This is a genomic window from Paenibacillus sp. FSL R7-0210, from assembly GCF_038009085.1.
Lineage (GTDB): Bacteria > Bacillota > Bacilli > Paenibacillales > Paenibacillaceae > Paenibacillus_AQ > Paenibacillus_AQ silagei.
The window spans coordinates 2488355-2510029 of the sequence record NZ_JBBPAR010000001.1; the positions used below are offsets into that span (position 1 = coordinate 2488355).

At 55.3% G+C, this 21675-nt stretch carries 20 protein-coding genes; all 20 read right to left on the reverse strand.

Features of this window, described 5'->3' with window-relative positions; translation table 11 throughout:
* Nucleotides 1–383: 383 nt before the first annotated feature.
* Nucleotides 384–1217, reverse strand: coding sequence for a MurR/RpiR family transcriptional regulator (locus MKY64_RS10850; protein ID WP_340952873.1), 834 nt, complete (start codon nt 1215–1217; stop codon nt 384–386).
* Nucleotides 1204–1911: an N-acetylmannosamine-6-phosphate 2-epimerase gene (locus MKY64_RS10855; RefSeq protein WP_340958058.1), complete on the reverse strand. Its 708-nt coding sequence runs from the start codon at nt 1909–1911 to the stop codon at nt 1204–1206. The genes MKY64_RS10850 and MKY64_RS10855 overlap by 14 nt, the downstream gene beginning before the upstream one ends.
* Nucleotides 1912–2038: 127 nt before the next feature.
* A complete protein-coding gene (locus MKY64_RS10860; RefSeq protein ID WP_340952876.1) occupies nt 2039–3568 on the reverse strand; it encodes a DUF4127 family protein in 1530 nt (509 codons plus the stop codon).
* Nucleotides 3561–5273 (reverse strand): beta-N-acetylhexosaminidase family protein, encoded by a 1713-nt coding sequence (locus tag MKY64_RS10865; protein ID WP_340952878.1) that lies wholly within the window; start codon nt 5271–5273, stop codon nt 3561–3563. The genes MKY64_RS10860 and MKY64_RS10865 overlap by 8 nt, the downstream gene beginning before the upstream one ends.
* A gap of 18 nt (nt 5274–5291) precedes the next feature.
* Entirely contained in the window at nt 5292–6110 is an 819-nt protein-coding gene (locus MKY64_RS10870) for a carbohydrate ABC transporter permease (protein ID WP_081751222.1), read from the reverse strand.
* Complete coding sequence (locus tag MKY64_RS10875) at nt 6110–6991, reverse strand: carbohydrate ABC transporter permease (RefSeq protein WP_036727002.1); 882 nt, start codon at nt 6989–6991, stop codon at nt 6110–6112. Before MKY64_RS10875 ends, MKY64_RS10870 begins: the two co-directional genes overlap by 1 nt.
* Nucleotides 6992–7076: 85 nt before the next feature.
* Complete coding sequence (locus tag MKY64_RS10880) at nt 7077–8399, reverse strand: ABC transporter substrate-binding protein (protein WP_036727004.1); 1323 nt, start codon at nt 8397–8399, stop codon at nt 7077–7079.
* 239 nt (nt 8400–8638) lie between these two features.
* Complete coding sequence (locus tag MKY64_RS10885) at nt 8639–9163, reverse strand: TlpA family protein disulfide reductase (protein WP_340952881.1); 525 nt, start codon at nt 9161–9163, stop codon at nt 8639–8641.
* Nucleotides 9160–9879 carry an ABC transporter ATP-binding protein gene (locus MKY64_RS10890; protein WP_340952883.1) on the reverse strand — a complete coding sequence of 240 codons (720 nt, stop codon included), beginning with the start codon at nt 9877–9879 and terminating at the stop codon, nt 9160–9162. Before MKY64_RS10890 ends, MKY64_RS10885 begins: the two co-directional genes overlap by 4 nt.
* A complete protein-coding gene (locus MKY64_RS10895) occupies nt 9872–10693 on the reverse strand; it encodes an ABC transporter permease (RefSeq protein WP_340958060.1) in 822 nt (273 codons plus the stop codon). Before MKY64_RS10895 ends, MKY64_RS10890 begins: the two co-directional genes overlap by 8 nt.
* 2 nt (nt 10694–10695) lie before the next feature.
* Nucleotides 10696–11244 (reverse strand): nitrous oxide reductase accessory protein NosL, encoded by a 549-nt coding sequence (locus MKY64_RS10900; RefSeq protein WP_340952885.1) that lies wholly within the window; start codon nt 11242–11244, stop codon nt 10696–10698.
* Nucleotides 11241–12599, reverse strand: coding sequence for a right-handed parallel beta-helix repeat-containing protein (locus MKY64_RS10905; RefSeq protein ID WP_340952887.1), 1359 nt, complete (start codon nt 12597–12599; stop codon nt 11241–11243). Before MKY64_RS10905 ends, MKY64_RS10900 begins: the two co-directional genes overlap by 4 nt.
* 224 nt (nt 12600–12823) lie before the next feature.
* Nucleotides 12824–14215 (reverse strand): erythromycin esterase family protein, encoded by a 1392-nt coding sequence (locus MKY64_RS10910; protein WP_340952889.1) that lies wholly within the window; start codon nt 14213–14215, stop codon nt 12824–12826.
* Between the two features lie 187 nt (nt 14216–14402).
* On the reverse strand, nt 14403–15233 hold the full coding sequence (locus MKY64_RS10915; protein ID WP_209990660.1) for a phosphoenolpyruvate hydrolase family protein: 831 nt from the start codon (nt 15231–15233) through the stop codon (nt 14403–14405).
* Nucleotides 15234–15258: 25 nt separating this feature from the next.
* Nucleotides 15259–16476, reverse strand: coding sequence for a Tm-1-like ATP-binding domain-containing protein (locus tag MKY64_RS10920; protein ID WP_340952891.1), 1218 nt, complete (start codon nt 16474–16476; stop codon nt 15259–15261).
* Nucleotides 16477–16550: 74 nt separating this feature from the next.
* Nucleotides 16551–17750: a phosphoenolpyruvate hydrolase family protein gene (locus MKY64_RS10925; RefSeq protein ID WP_340952895.1), complete on the reverse strand. Its 1200-nt coding sequence runs from the start codon at nt 17748–17750 to the stop codon at nt 16551–16553.
* An 11-nt stretch (nt 17751–17761) separates the two neighbouring features.
* Entirely contained in the window at nt 17762–18514 is a 753-nt protein-coding gene (locus MKY64_RS10930) for an energy-coupling factor transporter transmembrane component T family protein (protein ID WP_340952897.1), read from the reverse strand.
* 3 nt (nt 18515–18517) lie between these two features.
* Nucleotides 18518–19366, reverse strand: a complete 849-nt coding sequence (locus tag MKY64_RS10935) for an ATP-binding cassette domain-containing protein (protein ID WP_340952900.1) — start codon at nt 19364–19366, stop codon at nt 18518–18520.
* Complete coding sequence (locus MKY64_RS10940) at nt 19342–20184, reverse strand: energy-coupling factor transporter ATPase (RefSeq protein ID WP_340952902.1); 843 nt, start codon at nt 20182–20184, stop codon at nt 19342–19344. Before MKY64_RS10940 ends, MKY64_RS10935 begins: the two co-directional genes overlap by 25 nt.
* A complete protein-coding gene (locus tag MKY64_RS10945; RefSeq protein ID WP_340952905.1) occupies nt 20181–21671 on the reverse strand; it encodes a class I adenylate-forming enzyme family protein in 1491 nt (496 codons plus the stop codon). The genes MKY64_RS10940 and MKY64_RS10945 overlap by 4 nt, the downstream gene beginning before the upstream one ends.
* Between the last annotated feature and the right edge of the window lie 4 nt (nt 21672–21675).

Sequence of the window (21675 nt, forward strand, 5' to 3'; positions counted from 1 at the left end):
ACCAGTCCAATTGTGTTCGGTTTTTCGATTACATTCGGCCTACGCGGCGCCACCGGTCCAATTGTGTTCGGTTTTTCGATTACATTCGGCCTACATGGCGCACCCGGTCCAATTGTGTTCGGTTTTTCGATTACATTCGGCCTACGCGGCGCACCTGGTCCAATTCTATTCGGTTTTTCGATTACTTTTGGCCTACGCAGCGCACCCGGTCCAATTGTGTTCGGTTTTTCGATTACATTCGGCCTACACGGCGCACCCGGTCCAATTGTGTTCGGTTTTCCGCATACATTCTGCCCATTTGCCCTCGCACCAGCACATCAGCCCCCGCCAATCCCTTACCGTTACACGGTACATCACGTACCATCGCTTCATTCCCCCGAATCCTAATAAATCCGGTCAATGACCGCCCGCGCGGTGAGCTCCTTCATCCGCTTGGTCTCTTCGGCATGGAGCTGCTCCAGCCCTTGGCAGAGCAGGTCGATAATGAACAACTGGGAGACCTTAGCCCCTACGGAGCCGCCTTCCAGCGGCGATTCCTTCCCGGCTGTCAGCAGCACAATGTCGGCAATGGAAGCAATCGGGGACTTGGCGTAGTTAGTCATAGCAATCACCTTGGCCCCGTTCTGCTTGGCCTTCATCAGCATGTCATTCGTATCCAGTGTGCTGCCTGATACACTGATGCCAAATGCCACATCGCCCGCCCCCATCGTCACTGCCATCATCGACTGAATATGGCTGTCGGAATTGGCTTCGACACGCCGCCCGATCCGCAGGAAGCGGTTCTTGGCGTCCAGTGCTGTGATGCCGGATGAGCCTACGCCGAAGAACTGGACATACCGGGCCTGATCCAGAGCGTCTACCGCCTGCTGCAGCTGCTCCCGGTCCAGCATGCCCAGGCTGGATTGCAATACGCCAACCATTAAGGCATACAGGTGGTCGGCGTAATCCCCTCCGCCTGCCCCCTGCTCGCCGTCCGGCAGAGTCTGCCGCTTCGGTAGGCCCTGGGCCAGCATCAGCTTGAAATCCTGATAGCCCTTGAAGCCGATTTTGCGGCAGAAGCGCATCACCGTGGTCTCGCCCGTTCCGGCGAAATCCGCCAGCTCAGTCACAGACAGATAGATCAGATTATCCGGATGCTCAAGCACACACCGGGCTACCTTCTGCTCTGACTTAGTCATGGACGGGTAATACGTGTTGATTCGGTCATTCATTTCCATTACGGTTCATCCTCACTTTTCTCGCCGCTGCTGCGAACGGCCGGGTGATCAGCTGCGGCCGGGTAATTGCGGAGCCTACCACCACCGCATAGGCCCCCAGGTCCAGCGCTGCCTCCACTTGGGCGGGCTGGCTGATCCGGCCTTCGGCAATGACCGGAATATTCAGCCGCTGTGCAGCCTGCTCCAGCAACTCCAGATTCGGCCCTTCCTGCTGACGGGAATACGGTGTATATCCCGACAAGGTGGTCGAGACGCAGCTGACTCCAAGCGACTCAGCGTATAGCGCTTCCTCCAGAGTGGAGATATCCGCCATGGAAGCCGCCGGGCTTGCCGTGAGCAGGTCTATGATCTGCTCCAGCGTACAATTCCCCGGCCGGGTCTGCCGGGTCCCGTCAAAAGCTATAATATCCGCCCCCGCTTCCAGCAACTCCTCAGTCTCTCTAAGCGTAGGGGTAATATAGACGTCCGAATTCGGGTAATTGCGCTTCACGATGCCGATCACCGGCAGCGCAACTGCCTGCTTGATCGCCCGCACATCTGCCGCCCCGTTCGCCCGGATGGCGATGGCCCCGCCTTCCGCTGCCGCCACCGCCATCCGGGCCATAATCTCCGGCCCGTGCAGCGGCTCGTCAGGCAGCGCCTGGCAGGATACAATCAGCCCCAGATGCAGGCTTTCCAGTATATTTTTGCTCAGGGTCCCCACCCTCTCTCCTTATATTATATATAAATTGAACTTGCTACCGCTCCTACAGCTCCCAAATTCCCCCGTCACTCTTCCCTATCTGTATTGTTTCAAATTAATTTTATCATCAGCCCTGCCCTCACGATGGCTCATACTGCACAGTTAAGCCCACCTCGAACATCCGGTTCCATGGCATATAGCAATCGGTAATCTTAACCCTTCCCGCTGGACTGTCGATCCGTACAGCCAGCTCCTCACTCAGCCGTTCCTGTACACGCGCAGCTACGCGGCCGCGCGGTCCGTCCAGTTCGTATTTACCATAGCCCATCTCCTGCACCGGGCCCTCACTAAGCTCTCCGCGCACTACTGAACAATAGCATACATCCTCGGCATAGCGGAGCGCCAGGAAATCGAGATGCCCTTGTGTACGTCCGTAGATCAGATAGATCATCGCCTGCGAGATTACGGTCCCAAGCGAATTGGAGCTGGTATTCCAGGCGGCATATCCGGCCAGATCGAACAGGAGGTTCTTCTGCCGCAGCATCTTAACCAGCTTCTGATCACCGCCATTGGCATAGCCTACGTCCGCAACAGACACCGGCATCTCCTTGCTCTGCAGAAGGTAGTCCCCGTACTCTACAAGTTCCATCAGGTTCCGGTATACGTCATAACTATGAAAAGCATGCTTCTGCGACACCGCCTCCTCCATCGTCTCACCCGGCGTGCTGACCAGAAGAACCAGGTCTGCCTCGGCAGCACTGGATGCGATCAGCCCCCCGGCGGCCAGGATCTGATACTTCAGCGTCTCATAGAAAAAGCGGTCCTCGAACAGCGGCGTCACGAATGCCCCCTGCACAGCGGACAAACGCGGGTAGATCATCGGCCTCCGCCCTTCGGATTTGTTCAGCATCCGGGCGAGCAGCGTGCAGCCTACCTCATCTGCTCCCGGATACATATAAACCTTAAGCTCCAGATCAAGCGCCGTGATCCGTGCCCGCACCTTCTCCTGGTCCTTGGCGGTATGCCCATACGGCGCCGAATCATCCTGCGGAACAATCATGAAGTCAATCAGCCCGTCCCGGACCAGCTCCAGCGCCTGCTTGTTCGCTTCGATATTAATTGCTCTGCGGCTAAGATAATCCTGAAGCACCTCTGCCGGGAGCCGGAGATCAATATCGGCTAGCTCACGGATCTCCTCATCCGTGGCAATGCCCAGCTCCAGCCGGTGGCCGATGAAGCCCTTGCGGAAAATCTCCCGGCCCCAGTCGGCATAATAATCCGGTTCCTCGTCTGATAGAGAATACTGCGGACAGCGCATAATCAGCTGGAACGCATACAGCTTAAGCTGCGGATAACGCCGCCGGATCTCCCGCAGCCGCTCCAGGCGCGCAGCCAGCACTTCAAGCTCCAGCTGGTGCAGCCGCGAGGGAATAATGCCGCCGTAGAGCAGCGTATCCAGCGCGACCACCGCACCGTCAGCACCTTCACAGGCAGTCTCGAACCAGGACCACAGCCGCTCAACATCACCCGGACGTTTCTTCAGCCCCATAATCCCGGCGGGCGGACGCTCTACTCTATAATCTGTTCCCTGTGCCAGCAGATAAGGGAATTCATAATTGCAGGGCCGCTCATCGAGCGGAACCAGAATCAGCTTATGGTGCTTAGACATGCTGGTCCTCCTCCTTTGTCTCCTTCTCCATCACCGGCAGCTCGATCCCCAGCGCCTCAGCCGCACGCACAGCCGGATCACTGCCGAGACGCACACCATAGCTGCGGCAGGTCTCCAGCCGCTGGTGCACCTCCGCCTGAGCCTGCGGATTCAGCGGGTCCTTGAGCTGTCTGCGCACAGCCCGCCACAGTACAGCATCCCCGATGGCCCGGCGCAGCCATGGCCCTGCCTCTTCGATGAACTTGGCATTCTCTAAGCCGCCAAGCCGCACGGCAGCCTGCTCCAGCCGGCTGAAATAAGCGTCCAGCCGGTCCAGATCGCGCTCCGCCAGCGCATCGTCCAGCTCCGGGTACCCACCGGAGTACAGGCGGCTGTTCAGATTCTGGCGGCAGAAGAACATCATGTCCTCCGCCAGCTCCCCGGCGAATTCACGCACAGACAGCTCCCAGGACAGCTCCGGCATATAACGCTCGCTGTTCCACATATAATGGGCCATCGTGTTAAGCGTGATCTTGGAGCATTCCCACTGATTCATCGGATTGGCAACGACCGCTGTATGCCCGTAATTGCCGAGCCGGGAGCTGCGCCCGCGCACCGGATCGAGGAACAGCCGGTCCTTATCGCAGTCATTCACCGGAATATTGTCCCACAGCCACAGCTCATGCCCGTAAAAACTGTAATTATCCTCCGCATGCCCCCGGCCAATCTCCGGAGCGAAGACGAAATAGCCGGTCCAGAACACTTTGACAGCAGGATGAAGCTGCTCCCGGATATCCTTTTTGTACTCCGTATTCCAATACGACCAGTATTCCGACGGACACATCGCCAGGGTGAAGTGCGGCAGACATCCGGCTAAGTAATCATAGACCCGGTTCGTCACATAGGCATGGGCGGTCCCGGAGCGCTCCAGGAACTGCTTGTTGTCGTCTTGGAGCACATAATCGATGTCATCCATCAGCAGTGCGAAATGCCGCACTCCAATCGCGATCATGGCCCCAAGCTTCTCCGCAAGCTTCGCGAAGTCGCCTTGGCTGCGGAATTCCAGATCATTGCCCGGGCTAATACAATAGTAGAAATCCACCAGATGCTTGTCGCATTCCTGCTTAAGGTCATGAATTCTGGTGAACACATCGTCCGGGTACGGCTCACGCCATAGCTTCCGGTGATAGAGATCATCCTTCGGCGCGTACATGAAGGCGTTCATCCGGTGCCCGCTCATATAACTGACCGAATCCATCCGGTCCGCGAAGCTCCATGGCACGCCATAGAAGCCTTCAATAATGCCCCGCACCGGAAAAGAAGGCTCATCCTCCACCGTAACCACCGGCAGGCGGCAGCAATCCTCCTCCACGGTCAGGAGCATTTTCAGCGCATCCAGCCCGTACTTCAGTCCCCGACGGTTAGACGCAGCGACAACAAGCTTCGCATCCTCTCCAATCACCAGCCGGTATCCATCCGCAACAAGCCCGCCGTCATACTCCAGCATCAGCTGCGCATTGCCTTTATCAGCGGTGGCTACGCCCGGCCCGGCCGGTTCCAGAATTACGATGTCTCCGCCTTCAGCAAGTAGCCCGTTTACATCCTGATTCATCGCATACCGCGAGGCCAGCTCACAGCGCAGCTGCGGGCCCTCTACCACCAGCTCTTTCCCTTGCGTATAATAGTCGCGGAACAGATATTGGCAGTCCCGTAACGAAATTCCCATTGAGTTATGCCTCCTTAGTTAGCCTTTTATCGCGCCGGCAATCCCTTCCATATAATACTTCTGCGTGAACAGGAACACGAGGATGATCGGAAGCACCGAGATCATGGTTCCGGCGGCAATCCAGCCGAAGTTATAGGAGAATTGCCCGTTCAGATACGTAAGCGCCGCAGCGAGCGGATACTTCTCCGGGTCCTCCAGGACGACAATCGGCCACAGGAAGTTGTTCCAGAACGCCATGACCTCCAGTAATCCAATCACCGCAATCCCCGGCTTGACGAGCGGCATGACCAGTTGAATGAAGATGCGCAGCTCTGAGGCTCCGTCCATTTTACCTGAATCCCGGATGTCTGCCGGAATACCCAGGAACGTCTGCCGCATCAGGAAGATATTGAACACGGACACCGCTGCCGGAAGAACAACGCCGAAGAACGTATTGCCCAGCTGAAAAGCCTGAATCGTCAGATAATGCACAATCATAGCGGTTGCCGACGGAATAATCATGGTCGAGATCAGCAGCGTGAAGACCAGGTTCCGGCCCTTGAACCGGAAGGCCGCCAGCGGATAAGCCGTCAGACAGGATAGAATAATGTTGAACACGACTCCCAGCAGCGTGATGATGACCGTATTCAGAATGTATCGCGGAAAATTCATGAAGTTCCACACCTGCACATAGTTATCGAACGCAATGAAGGTGGGCAGAATGGCCGGCGGGTTCGCAAACACGTTGCGCCCTGGCATCAGCGAGACACTGAGCAGCCACAGGAACGGCCCCATCATGAACAGGGCGAGCAGGATCAGCAGTAGATAAGTGATTAGAACACGCAAGCTACGCGGCATCAATAGGAATTCACCCCGCCTTTCCGGTTCAGTCTGAATACGAGTACACTAAGCGCTCCCACCATCACACTGACGATCAGCCCGAGCGCCGAGGCATAGCCGAAGTTGAACTGCTCCAGCCCTTTTTGAAAAATATAGACGCTTGAGGTCAGTGTGGACGTCCCCGGTCCGCCCTTGGTCAGAATGTAGACCTCATCGAACACCCGGATCGCGCCCATCACCGAGATCAGCGTGCAGAACAGAATATGCGGGCGCAGCAGCGGCAGCGTCACATGTACAATCAGCCGCAGCGGGCCTGCCCCGTCCACTCTTGCGGCCTCATACAGATCTGCAGGAATGCCTTGAAGCCCGGCCAGATAGAGCATCATGTAATAGCCGAGGCCCTTCCACATCGTAATGAACATTAGAACATACAGCGCCGTGCTGCTCGTCGATAGCCAGGAGACCTGCTCACTGATAATCCCTGCCTTCAGCAGCAGGTAATTGACAACTCCGTTATTGCCGAGCAGCCAGCTCCAGATCAGCGCCACCGCAACCATCGAAGTGACGACCGGTATATAGTAGGCGGCCCGGAACATTTTGACTCCAGGAATCCGGCTGTTGACCAGAATCGCCATTAAGATCGAAATGATCTGGATCACCGGCACAATCAGCACATATACCAGTGAATTCCACAGTGAAATCAGGAAATTATGATCCTGGAAGGCCCGGGTGAAGTTCTCCAGACCTACATAATTCGTCTCTGTAATGACAGAATAATCTGTCAACGAGAGCGGTATACCGTAAATAATTGGCCAAAAGGTAAACACCGCCAGAAACAGCAGCCCCGGCGCCATAAACGCCCATGCGGTAAAAGATTCAGACCGAAACCCCTTGTACACCCTCTACACCCCCCACTCCTTCAAATACCCTCAAAATATATCCATCGGGGGAGAAGCTCCCCCGTATCAGCTATGCTTCAGCAGCTTAGGAACCCTGACTGATAATAGTATTGACTTCCTTCTCCACCTTGTTCAGCGTCTCCTTGATATCCGCGCCGTTCATCAGAATCTCCTGCAATCCCCGCGCCAGCGCAGAGTTGATATCTGCGGCGCTTGGAACGCCGACCATGTAATCGGTAGCCTTATCCAGACTCTGCGAAGAAGCCACCTTCGCTTCAGCTTCCAGAGAGCCGTCAGACTCGGTGAAGAACGGATCCTGAATGGACGCCTTGCTCGATGGCAGCGTGTTGGCGGCCTTGGAGAAGGCTGTCTGATTCTCGGCATTCGTAAGGAAGGCAGCGAATTCCACCGCCTGCTGCGGGTTCTTCGACTTCTGCGGCACGACCAGATTCATCGAATTGGAGAGACGCAGGTTCGCCTTGCCTGTCGGCAGCGGGACAGCAATGGTATTCTTGTAGACATCCGGCGCAGAGGTCTTGATGAAGTTAATGAATGTTGGGCCGGACAACTGGAAGGCTACCTGCTCACCGGAGAAATACTGAATCTGCTTGCTGAAATCCGCGTCCTCCTTGAGCACTACCCCTTCCTTCATCAGGTCGCGCATCTGGGTAATCATCGCCTCTGCTTCCGGCGTATTGAAGGCGGCGGCTGTCTTGTCCTCATTCAGGATTGAGATGCCGTCGATGGGGAACAGCTTGGAGACCAGCTGCTGGGCATACCCGGCTGCTCCGGTCTTCTCATGAACCTGTCGCGCCCACTCCACCAGCTCCTCGCGGGTCTGCGGCGGGTTCGCAGGGTCGAGGCCCGCCTTCTCCACCAGCTTCTTGTTCATGAACAGCACTTCTGTGCCAGTGTACCAGGGAAGTGCATACGCCTTGCCATCGAATACAGTGGAATTATAAATCCCCTCGAAATAACTCTTCGCCTGCTCATCCGTCAGATACTCGCTCAGATTCAGCAGTGCTCCCTTGCTGCCTAGCTGGCTGGCGAACTCGGTGTTCAGATTCACGACATCCGGGCTCTTGCCGCTGGCCGTGCTGGTCAACAGCCGCTGTGAGATGGCATCATAGGGATAGTCCTTCCACTCCACCGTTACTCCGGGGTGGCTGTCCTCATACTGGGTGATCAGATTATTGAAGTAATCATTGAACGTTGGCTGAAGTGCAATCGTCCAGAATTCAAGCTTCACCGGCTCCGCCGCAGCCGTAGCTTCAGCGCCCGTGCCGGGTTCTCCGGTGCTTCCGGCAGCCGGTGTCCCCTTCGTATTGCCATTTCCTCCGCAAGCCGCAAGCAGCATAGACATGGTCAGCAGCAGCGATACTGTGAAGCCCTTTCTGTTAGTTCCCACACCACATTCCCCCTCAGATTAAGTGTAAGGTGAGCGCCCTTCCCGCGTCAGGCTTCCTGACTTATTGCTCCCTCTTTGCAATGAGTATAGCAGAAATTTTAATTAAATGAAGTATTTTTCCTAAAATAAATTTAAAAAAGAAATAATTTTTCTTTTTATGCCCGCAAAACAGCCTCCGCCTGCACCGGAAGCATCTTCCCGGCAGGCGGAGGCTGTAGTTAGAATAGAATATCCCTTCATTATTCAGCTCCGGCCTGAGCCAGCCATTGCTTGAGCGTATCGAGATCCCCGATCTCTCCGACTACGATTTTGCTTATCTCGCCCGCCTTATTGATGATATAAGTTGACGGCAGTGCATTGACGCTATACGAGGCAGATATCCTTCCGGTAACATCGATAATGACGGGAAAAGAGAATTGTTGCTCCGCCATATACTCCGATACCGTCCCCTTGGATTCTCCTGCGTTCACGAACAAGGTCTCGACTGAAAGCTCTGCGGATTGGCTTAGTTCATTTAACAGCGGCATTTCCCGCATACAAGGCTTGCACCAGGTCGCCCAGAAGTTAAGCAGCACGACCCGGCCCTTGTATTCGCTGAGGCGCACCTTCTCCCCCTGTAAGGTTACCGCTTCGAACGCCGGAGCCAAAGCACCTGCGGTCATTCTCCCGGCCGGAGGTTGGCTGGACTGCTGAAGATATACCCCGATTCCGGCAGCACAGGCTGCGGCAATAATCAGCAGAGTAACGATCCGGCGCAGCTTCATCCCAGCCCCAGACTATGGTGAAAGGCGGCGTACAGCGAACCGAACTCTGTACGGATCTCTGCCGTAGTGCCTGACCCCACATGCTTGCCCTGATTCAAGAAGACAATCTGATCGGCCACCTGATCCGCAATCTCCAGCTGGTGGGTGGAAAAGAGAACCGTATGCCCCTCTTCCCGGATGTCCTGCAGCAGCTTCACGAATTCATTCATCCAGAACGGGTCCAGCCCGTTAGTCGGCTCATCCATAATCAGGAGCGGCGGCTTCGCCAGCAGCGCTTGCGCGAACAGCACACGCTGGCGCATCCCCTTGGAGAACGTGGTCACCAGGCTGTTGCGCTTATCCGCAAGTCCGACTAGAGCCAGCACCTCCTCTACCCGCTGTTTGCGTCTGGGAATCCGGCGCAGCGCCGCCCAGAAATTCAGCAGCTCTTCCGCAGACAGCCCGTGGCTGAACTGATAATCATCCGGCATATAGCCGATCTGCATGGAAAAGCGCTTGCGGGATTGCTTCCACTTCAGCCCGTTTACCGTAATTTCGCCTGAAGTCGGCTGTAGAATGCCAGCTACCATCCGCAGCACCGTGCTTTTGCCAGCTCCATTCCCGCCGCACAGGGCAAGTATGCTGCCGCCTGGAACCTGGAAGCTGATTTCTTCGACCAGTGTTTGCCGCCCGATGACCTTGGTAATCTCTTTCACCTGAATTAGCGGATTATCCACGGGAACGCCCCCTCTCCCAGATCCAATATACCGCTAAGATGGACAGCAGCACCCAGGCAGCGCAGACCCCGAGGAACAGCAGGCTGCCGCCCGGGCGGCTAATCCATTCCACCCACTGATAATATTCCGGTCCCAGAACCGACCCTCCGCCCAGCTTCACCACCACGAACAGGCGCACCAGCTCAGCCGGATTAAGCATCGTCAGCACAATCAGCACTGGCTTGATCCAGAGATACGGGAGCAGCCCTAGGCCTGCGATCAGGAATGTCGGCCAGCCGATCACCGCGAAGAACCAGACCGCTACAGAGATCGTCAAGGCCTGCCAGCGGTTGCGGGATAACGAGCCGATGATGAGGGCAAGGGTCAGGAACAGCAAGACCAGACCTGCCGAGAAGGCCAGGAACAGGAAGTAAGTATCCGCCGCAAAAGCCATCCCGAGCAGGCCGCTGAGCAGTCCCATCAGCCCGTAACCAAACGCTACAATCGTCAGCAGGACAGCGGCTAGCCCGGTATATTTTCCCAGGACAAATGATAAGGTTCCAATGGGATAGGTAGATAACAGCTGCCAGCTTCCGTCTTCCCGTTCCGAGGTCAGTGAGAAGGAGCCCAGAAATAACGTCATCAGCGGCAAAAGATACAGAATCAGGCTCAGCATGGAGCCCGTAACCGCAGTATAGCCTTCGACCGCGTTATTCACATGGATCAGCAGCAGCCCGAGACTGAAGGTACAGAACAAGGCCAGGAAGGAATAGGCCCACGGGTTGCGGAAGCCGATCTTAAGCTCTCTGCGGGCAATATGCAGGATGTCAGCCATACTCACATATCCGTCTCTTCGGAATGCGTACCTTCGTCTGAGCTATGCTCCTCCATATGACCTTCCCCGCTCTGCATGTCCATGTTCATCATATCCTTGTTCTGCTTCCATTCATGGGAGGCCAGCTCTCCGGCAGTCAGCACAGTGCCTAGCGCCTGCTCCTTCACGAATGCTTCTGCTGCCGCCTTGTCCTTGAAGCTGATCACTCCATAAGCCATCGGCGTACGCAGAGAAGCGTCATACACATAGCTCGCCTTGCTGAATTCAACCCAGCTCTTGTCGTTATAGTCGCGGACATAATCCATGCCGATCTGCTCCGTGCCGTTGCTCTTCTTCCACTCATTCATACAGCCGATATCGTCGAACTTGTAATTCTTGCCGTCCTTGGTCGTTAGCTGAGTGGCGAAAGCATCATCCTTCACCTGCATATTGCAGACCACACAGATATCGACGTCTTCATTAATCGCTACCGGCTCGTATTTCTTCTGTCCGCAGGCCGCGAGGATCACCAGACTCATTGCTACCATCAAGACCAGACTCCATCGTTTCATAATCGCAGTACCCCCAAGTATATGATTGTAATTACGGATAGGAACAGCAGCAGCCAGCCCGCTACCATGACCGTGCCCTGTCCGCCTGCCGCCTGATCCGGGCTAACCGTACCTGCCTCAAGCTGCATGAGCGGCGCTGAATCGGTGGACCACCCTGCCGAACCGCCGGTGTACATATCGCTCAGGAAGGTCATCCCCGGTGACTGGAAAAACAGCTGATACGCTGCATTCCCCGCAACCAATTCCTGATAGAAGGGGTTGATCGCATATTTCAGGTCGCTGACCCCATCCCCCGTGAGATCCAGTCCGCCAAAGGCATCCCAGTAATTCCCGTTCATCTCATTGTCCCTGCTGCCTGTGGCCTGGGCCTCAATGACGTTCGCAACAAACCCGTTACGCTCAAAGCGGTTGCCCTCTGCATTCTCGAACTGCACGCCGATATAGTTACGGAGCACCAGGTTCTGCTGCAGCTTGTTATCCGAGGACTGCTGCATGTAAATCCCCACCCGGTTGCCTTCGACCTGGTTGTTCATAATCGCGGAATTCCGCACATCGTAGAGCAGAATTCCCTGTGAATGCACATTCCGGCTCTGCTTGCGGAAGGAGTTCCCGGACACCACCACACCCGTAACACCCATCACCATCGCGCCGGTAATGTTGTATTCACCGGTGTTGTTAGTGACCTTCGAGCCATTGATATACATGCAGTGGACCCCGTACCGCAGATAAGTAAGCTTGTTCTGGTCCACCACCGTATTGCGGCTGTTCTCCAGATAGATGCCATCCCGCAGATAAGCGATGTCGTTGCCCCGGATCACAGCGCCGTGAGAGTTATAGAGATCGATCCCGTTGCCTCTCGTTCCCGGTGCTTCTCCTGTGGGGATGAACCAGCTTATTGAATTATCCGAGATCACCCCGCCATCGGCTTCACGAAGCAGTATGCCGTACCCTGCCGAATGAATGACCAGCCCCTTCAGGGTGACCTTGTCCGCTTCAACGCGTACAGCCGCCGCTTCCCCGTCATTATTCTGCTGAATCTTCAGGTTCTCAAGCCTTACACCGTCTGCCGTGATCAGCACCGCCGCCTGCTCGTCCTTTACCGTATGCAGCAGAATCGCCTCGCCGTTACCATTAATCATCACTCGCTTATCCAGCCGGACCGGACCGGAATAGGCTCCCGGAGCCAGGGTGATTAGATCTCCCTCACGGGCTGAGTCGATGATGGGCTGGAGCGGAAGGACTCCGGTGCTGGTGTCTGCGCTTACAATGCTGCCATGATTGAAGGAGCAGATTAACATGCCTAGAATCATGAAGACGAGAACCCTGATGCTGATGGAGCATTCATACCTTTTCACTACAACATTGTTCACCCCCACTGTAGGATGGTTTCTTGTGCAAACCCGAATTAAGTGTAAATAAAAGGAATTGAAGTGCCTATAGCCCAAACTGGCTATAGCGGCTAGAGTCTGTGACCATTCTGTGATTTATATCATATCCTCTCTTAATATTCGAAAAAGACACTCTTTAATTAAAGAGTGCCCATTTCCAGCTAATATAGAAGCCGTTACATGCTGCGGGACTAATCTTTTACCGGGGTGGAAGGATGAAGCTGTTGAATGAGCAGTATCCCGTCATACTGTTCGCGCGGGATCATTGTCTCATTGAGGACTCCCCATGCCTTGGCGGTACGCGGGGTGTACATCCATTCTGTGGTTGCGCTTAACGTGGTGTCTCTTAAGTTGATAAACTGTGCAGCGCCTGTTTCTTCACCCATAATCTCTTCAAGACTTCCCTTGTCATGCGGCATAATCTGCTCCACCTTACCGTTGTTCTTATGCGCACTTCCTTCATAAGCATATAATCCGATCACATAGTTATCTTGCTTCAGGGACCAAGGCAGCAGCTCCCCCATCGTAGGATAGGGTGTCTGATCATAACCGAATCCATTATGCTCGGTAATCATCGTAGAATTGTGTTTGCGGATATGGTAGTTGTGTCCCCACAGAATAATCTTTTCCCCCGGATAGGCTGTGTTTGCGAGCCAAGCCACATTCCCTGCCATCACGCGATCTCTCTCATAGCTCCCCTGCTTAACGTTCTTCTCCGGGTCTACCCCGGCCAGCAGCTGTACAATATGAGGATGGTAATAATCCAGCATATCGATCCTGTTCTGGAGGACACGCTCAAGAGTTGGCACCAGCTTGGGCTGTTTGGGATAGACTTTGCTCAATGAAGCCTTATGTTCTTTCACGAATGCCTGGAAAATCATATATTTGCTCTTGATTGCATCCTTCTGGGCTGTAAACTCTCCGATATCATCAATCATATTAAGCTTCAAATACCATTCTTCCGTCCGGGTAAACGCTTTGGCTTTAGAAGAGTCCACCCCGGCAAACCATTGTTCAACAAATGTAATAAAAGAGTCTGTGGCGGCCTGGGAGTCAAACCCGGTCAGCATCAGCGGATGATCTGTACGGCTCTGCTCCACTATGTACTCGAACAGCGGCAGATTCTCTTCCACCTGCCATACGCCGTAGATGGAGTTCTCCATCATCTGTTGCGGCTTCAGCTCCTGAACCTGTGTATACGCTGCGGCAGCATCCGCCAGGTTGGACTCGAAGGCGATGACGTTATAGCCCAGCTTTTCATGCAGATACTTAATTAGCCGGACCTTCACCGAATTATATTCGGTCGCCCCATGCGAGGCCTCGCCCAAGCTCACAATCCGTTTATCCGCCAGAATCGGCTGAAGAAACGCCAGATCGGAATAAGTGTCGCCCTTCTCAGCCTTAACAGTTGTGATGATGTTCGCAGTAGCCCGGACGTTCTCCTTCCAGCCGGCCTCGGCGGACATCGTACTCTTAACGTCAGCTGCAGGCGCCCCTTCCGCATGTACAGCTCCCCTAACGGTAATTAGAGTGAAACTGCACAAGACTGCTGACAATATTGCTTTGCGAAGCAATGGATTCATGATGTTAACCCTCCCTTTGTATATGTACTTCAGCTTATCAGGTGAAGGTTAAATCGAGCGTACTGCCCTGTTTAAAATTAGTTTAAAGCCGGACAGCTGTGCCCCGATGTATTCGGTTTTCGCATACGGTTGAACCCCAAAAAAAGCCCTTGAAAGTATCAAGGGCTGTAATGCCGTACGCCTGCGCTTATTGCTGAATCGCTTTGAACGACTCGGTCTGGCGGGTAATTCCCTGCTCCGCCGCGAAGCGCTCGATGCTTGAAGCGCCGAAGAATCCATGGATGCCCTTCGTCCGTTGAATGACATAAGCCGCATCCTCTGGCTCGGCAATCGGGCCGCCGTGGCAGATAATCATAATCTCCGGGTTGACCGCCCGTCCGGCTTCGATAATCGCTTCAATACGCTCTACACAATCGTCCAGGGTCAACGCGGTAACTGCACCAATCGTGCCCTTGGTGGTGAGGCCCATGTGGGCGACCAGAATATCTGCACCCGCCTCTGCCATGGCCCGTGCCTGTTCAGGGTCGAACACATAGGGGGTCGTCAGCATATCCAGCTCATGGGCGATGCGGATCATTTCAACCTCCAGGCCGTAGCCCATACCGGTCTCCTCCAGATTCTGGCGGAAGACGCCATCGATCAGACCCACGGTCGGGAAATTCTGCACACCGCTGAAGCCCTGCTCCTTCAGCTGCTTCAGGAATACCTCCATCACCCGGAACGGGTCGGTGCCGCATACCCCTGCCAGAACGGGCGTATCCTTGACGACAGGCAGCACCTCCGAGCCCATCTCCACTACAATCTGATTGGCGTCGCCATACGACAGCAAGCCTGCCAGTGAACCGCGTCCTGCCATTCTGTAACGCCCGGAATTGTACACAATCAGCATATCCGCTCCGCCTGCCTCACTACTCTTGGCGGTAATCCCCGTGCCTGCCCCGACACCAAGAAGAATCTTACCCGCCTTCACCTCTTGCTTGAATCTGTCCATAATCTCAGCTCTGGTCTGCTTATTCATTAGTAGCTCCTCCTTATTGTGGGGTTCAGGCCTTCGCGGCCTGCATGAGATCAATCAGCTTCTGGGCTGCTGCCCCGGCAAAGGCCGGATCGTTGATCGCCTCGTCCATTTCAATCAATTCAACCCTTGAGCGGTCCACCTGCCGGCGCAGGGTATCGAACAGCATCCGGTCCTCTTCAGGGCCGTAGAAGGGCTGACCCTCCACATCAATCGCCGAAATACCGCCAAGCGGCAGCATAAGCACCGTACTCTCCGTTGCCATATTGAGCTTCTCGGCGAGCTTCCTGCCGAGCTGTTCATTCTCTTCCACGGTCGTCCGCATCAGGGTGACTGTAGGATTATGATGGTAGAATTTGCGATCCTTGAACTTCTCCGGTACGGTATCCGCCGGTCCGAAGTTGCACATATCCAGGGCGCCCACCGAGACGACCTGCGGAATACGGTTGCGGCCTGCGGCCTCCAGGCGGTGCGGTCCTGCGTTCAAGACGCCGCCGATCAGTTCATCTGCCCATTCGGTGGTGGTTAAGTCCAGCACCCCTTCAATGAAGCCCGCTTCGATCAGCGCCTCCATCGATTGTCCGCCGATTCCGGTAGCATGGAATACCAGTACCTCGTAGCCGCGCTCCTCCAGATATTTGCGCGCTTCAGTCACACAAGGTGTGGTCACTCCGAACATGGTGGCTGCGACCAGCGGCTTTTTCTCCGGTTCATAGTCTGCTTCGAACATGAGCATGCCCGCGATGGCAAACATCGCATTGCTGAATATTCTCGTCGAGATCGAATTGAGGCCTGAGACATCCACGACAGACGGAATCATCATAATATCGCTGGTCCCGACATAGGGGGCGGTATTTCCGGAGGCAACCGTGGATACCAGCACCTTCGGTACGCCGATCGGCAAGGCTCTCATGGCAGGGGCAACCAGTGAGGTTCCGCCGGTGCCCCCGAAGGATATGATGCCGTCAAATTTGCCCTCCTGGTATAACCGGGGAGCAAGCTTCTCCAGCCCCTTGGACAAGACCTCTGTAGCTAACGCCCGGTCCTTCTTCGCGGCAAGCTCGTCCAGTTCCACACCTGCGGCGGATGCGACCTCCCGGTTAGACACATCGGGTTGAAAGGCTGGCTCGAATACACCGGTATGGATCATCAGGGCTCTGAGGCCCAGCTCCTCTGCAAGCTGCTTGATGTACAGATACTCCTCACCCTTCGTATCAAACGTTCCAGCTATGGCGATCGTCTTCATTCTGTGGCCTCCTCGTATACGAATCATAGATTCATCATACCGGGCATTTTTATGGATGAAAACGCTTTTATGTTCTATGTTTTTGTGTTTAGGTTAGATTTGTACTGCTTGGGCGAGCTGCCCATCAGCTTTTTGAACATTCGGCTGAACTGGGCATAGTCGGGGTAGCCGACCATTGTGGACACCTCGGATAATTGCAGATGCGGGGCCTGGAGCAGGATGGCAGCCTTTTGCATACGGAAGCCGACCAGATAGTTCTGGAAGCTGCACCCTACTTCCTTTTTAAACAAGCTGCTCAAATAACTGCGCGACACATGCGCCACCTTGGCCAGATCCGCGAACACTACTTCCTCGCTGTAATTCTGGGCGACATACTCTTTGACGAATTCTACGTAATCGTAATGCCGGGTGATGCCGCTGAGCATCTTGACCATGAGATCATCCTCATCCAGCTTGCCCAGGCGCTTGAAATCGCGGGTTATGGCTGTAATCGACTGCTCGGAGGGAATCCGTTCAAAGGCAGAGCCGCCAATGTAGCCCATAATCTGCGTGTTGCTGCTGTACATATACTGGACGTCAACCGGAGTCTTGACCGGACCGCCGTAGATCATCTTAATGACTTCAGGCTTAACCTCTCCGCAGGCAGTGAGAATACGCAGCGCCTTCGCCTTGGCAGCTTCCAGAGAGACCACCTTCCGTGCCCCCAGCAATCCGCCTACGGTTAGGCCGAGATGCACACAGATCACATCTGCCCCCGCTTCAGCCATCTGGACCGCCCCTGCTTCGTCGAAGACGAAGGCCACCGTGAACAGCTCCTGCTGATGAGCCAGACGTATAGCCTCCACCTCCCTGTCATAGCTGATACCGTCCTCCTCCAGTGCCTCTCTGAACACCCCGTCGATCAGGCCGACCGTCGGATAATTATTCACTCCCGCGAAGCCTCTGGCCTTAATCTCTTCTATATACAGGGACATTTCTCTCGTCGGATCATTCGCATTCAGCCCGAACAGCACCGGAGTGTCTCTAACCAGCGGTACAATCTCCTTCGAGGCAAAATCCATCACCATTTCATTACTGTTGCAGAAGGGCAGGAACCCCGCCAGCGAACTTCTCCCCATCTGCCGGAACTTGCCGGAGTTCAGCATTAGAATGAAGTCAGCTCCGCTGTCAGCGGCAACCTTGGCTGTAATTCCCGTACCTGTCGAGACACCAATAATATGGTTGCCTTCGCGCAGCTCTGACTGAAGCCGCTCCAGTATGGCTGTTCTGTTCAAGCTCTATCTCCTCATCTCTCCAGCAGAATTCCCAGCAGAACATACGCAAGCATGATCCCGCCGGCTGCATAATCCATCCGTGCATATTTCAGCACCCGATAGGAAGTCCGTCCCTTCCCGTTCCCGTAAGCCCTTGCCTCAATCGTCATCGCCAGCTGCTCCGCCCGCGCAAGGGTGGTGACGAGCAGCGGAATCACTAATTGGATGTAAGCCTGTATCCGGTTAAGGCCTTTGGTATCCTTGATATCATACCCTCTGGCCTGTTGTGCTACAAGAATGCGGTCCAGCTCCTGGGTAATGGTGGGGATAAAACGAATAGCCAGCATGACCGTCAAGGCCAGCGATTCTACCGGAACGCCCAAACGGGATAACGGCTTGCACAGCTGTTCCAGACCTTTGGCCAGATCGAGCGGTTTCGTCGTTAATGTCAGGATGAGAGCAAGCGAGACCAGGAGCAGAATCCGCCAGAGTGCGAAGAGCTCATTCCTGAGTCCTTCCTGGTTGAACAGGAGATGATAGAGCATTGGCAGCAGCAGGATGAATAGAATCGGCCGCAATGCCCGTAAGAGCATTCGAAACGGAACTCTGGACAAGAGGAGCTGTCCTCCCGCCAGAACTGTCGCAGCAATGTATCCGGTAATAGCCTGGAGATGCATACTGCCAATTGTGAAGGCTACAAGGATGAGCAGCTTGGTTCGCGGATCAAGCCGGTGGATGACAGAGTCTGAGGGGACATACTGCCCGAGTATGATTTTATCCGTCATCGCTCAGAGACCTCTTGCCTGCCAGATAGCATTCACCATTCGAAAAATCTCCGCTTCCCTGCAGCTTGCAGGCCGTGGCTTCGCTCCAGATACTTCCTCAATGATTCTCAAGAGCTGAATCGGTTCCGGTGCAGGCAGACCCGCTTGCTCCATGCAATCTGCCTGCTTCAGGAACAGTTCGTTTGCCTCCCAATGTCCTAACAAGCGGCCCTGCCCCATAATTATCACCTCATCCGAGTATTCGGCAACATCCTCCAGCTGATGGGACAGGAATAGCACAGTCCGCTCGTGCTCCTCCTGCCAGCTTTTTAGCCGCCTGAGCAAGTCGTTCTTGTTCCCGGGATCAAGCCCAGCGGTAGGTTCATCCAGAATAAGCAGCGCCGGCCCGGCGATCAGCACAGAAGCGATAGCCACCAGCCGCTTAAGTCCGCCACTTAGCTGTAAGGGATGCTGCTGAAGCAGCGCTGCGGGTAAGCCCAACTGCTCCATAACCTGCCGGATCGCTTGCTCCACGTTCGCCCGGGATTCGCCCTTCATGGTAAGCGCAAAAGCCAGCTCCTGATACACCGTTGCCGCAAATAGCTGCTGCTCCGGATACTGAAAGACATAGCCGATGTGCGGAACAGCCTTCAGCCTGCCTTGCGGATCCCTTGGCAACGGCTGCTGACGGTACGTATATTCGCCATTAGAGATCGGCAGCAGACCCTTGAATACTTTAGCGAGGGTGGATTTGCCGGCCCCTGACTTACCGATAACCGAAATCCATTTGCCCTCCTGAAGCGTGCAGCTTACCGACTTAAGAATGTCCCGCCCGTTCATCTTCACACTTACATCCTGCAATGCGTAGACCATAAGGTTCTGATCGTCTCCTTCCATTCTGCTTGCAGCGGAGCGTCCAGCCCGAGCGCCTGAAATAATCTTACGGCAAAAGGAGGTGCAAGCTGATGCTCCGTCATGCTTACACTGCTGAACAAGCCGGAGGGCGTCCCGTCAAAAGCCAGCTCTCCCCGGCTAAGCAGCAGCACACGGTCAGAAGGCAGTATCTCATCCATATGATGGGTAATGTGGATGATCGTCTGCCCTTGCCGGTGAAGCGTGTGCATCACCTGAAGAAGGTCCTGCCTGCCCTGCGGATCAAGCATGGAGGTGGCTTCATCCAGGATGAGGATGGACGGCTCCATTGCCAGAACCGCCGCTACGGCAACCCGCTGCTTCTGCCCGCCCGACAGCTGATGCGGAGCGGCGTCCATATAGTCTTCCATGTGAACGGCTTGCAGTGCACGGGTTGCCCGGCTGAGCATTGCGGTTCCCGGGACACGCAGATTCTCCAGCCCGAAGACCACCTCATCCAGCACGGAAGCCGTAATGAACTGATCGTCAGGATTCTGGAAGACCAGTCCAGCCCGCTCACGGATGCTTACGAGATTCTGGCGGTTCGAGGTAATCAGCCCTCCCAGCCTCACCTCTCCGGCTCTTGGCAGCAGCAATCCGTTCATTAGCTTGGCGATGGTGGATTTACCGCTGCCATTCGCGCCGATGATGGCAACGAATTCGCCTTGGCGAATGTCAAAGCTGAGCTGACGGAGCACCGGTTGCCCTCTCCGGTAAGCGAAATCGACTCGGTCAAAAACGAGCATGGGCGAAACTTCTTCCTGCACGGCCTTCTTCATGTCAACCCCTCTACCACGCGGCTCTTCATGAGCTGGCGGGCGATTTTGCCGGAACCGGTGTAGCTGAATCCCTCTACGTTAAACAACTTCTTAGGCAGCTTGTAGCTGGCCAGATAGGGGCGGCAATACTTCCTGATCTCATCGAGCGTAAGCCGTTCCTGGCCCTGCCACTGTATCAGTAACGTTACCTGCTCCCCCCAGCGTTCATCCGGTATGCCGAACACCATCGCCTCCCGGATATCCGGATGGCGAAGCAGTACTGCTTCCACTTCTTCCGGGAACACCTTGAGCCCCCCGCTCTTGATCATACTGCCCGCGCGTCCGGCCAGGCGCAGATGCATCTGCCGGTCCTGATATACGTAATCCCCTGTGCGCAGCCAGCCGTCCCGGAATACCCGCGCCGTCTCTTCCGGCAGGAGATGATATCCGGAGAAGATCATATCGCTGCGGATGTATAGCTCCCCCACCGTGCCTTGAGGAACCTCGCGGAACTGTTCATCGCAGATCAACAGCTCTACACCGCTGAACGGCTGGCCCAGAGAGTCCTGCGGCTCCGCTCCGGTAAGCTCCAGATAGCTGATGTAGCTGGCTTCAGAGGAGCCGTAATACTCATAGAGCCTAACCCCGTTGAACCTCTCGCGGCACTTAGGTATAGAAGACACAGGCCATTTGCCGCCGGAGCTAATCAAGGCCTGGATGGACACCTCGGCGTTGCTTGACTCCGCTTGGCGCAATAACGCCTCGGTCATAGCGGGCACAACGAACAGAATCATATCCGGTACGCGGCAGCACAGGGTGAGTACGCGCTCTGCATCGAATTCCGGAAGGAGATGGAACGTGGCTCTGCTGTACAGGGATTGCAGCAGGGCGAACAGCGACAGCGAATGCACGAACGGCCCGGGCGCAAGCACATGCTGCATCCGGTTCAGGCTGAACGCCTTCTCTGTAGCCTCCAAGCTGCTGAACCACGACTGATGGGTCCGCATATACCCCTTCGGGATACCTGTGGTGCCAGAGGTATATCCGATGAACAACAGTTCAGGGCTATCTGCGGCTTCAGCCTCCGGCCCGAAGCCTGCTACCCAATCCTCATAGCTGCCGGAGACCTGTTCCCTGCCGAAATATAGCTGGGGAATTCCGCTGTAACGACCAGTCAGATCAGCTGCGAAGCATGCTTCACTGACAATCAGCCCGGGAGCGCATTGCCGGATGACCTGCTCCAGCTCTGCTAGAGACCATTTCGGGTCCAGCAGTACGGGAGTGCAGCCTGCATAGATAGCACCCAGGACAAATTCGGCGAATTCCATGCGGTTACCGGATAGAAGCGCAACGGTCTGATTCGTGTGTCCGCCCTGCCGCAGACCGCTGGCAACCTGCTGAACCCGCTTCGTGAGCTGCTTATAGGTACGTTCTTCGTGTCCATCTGAAATTGCAATACGGTGAGGGACGAGTGCGGCACGTTCCAGAATGTGTTCTGCCAGATTCACCGGA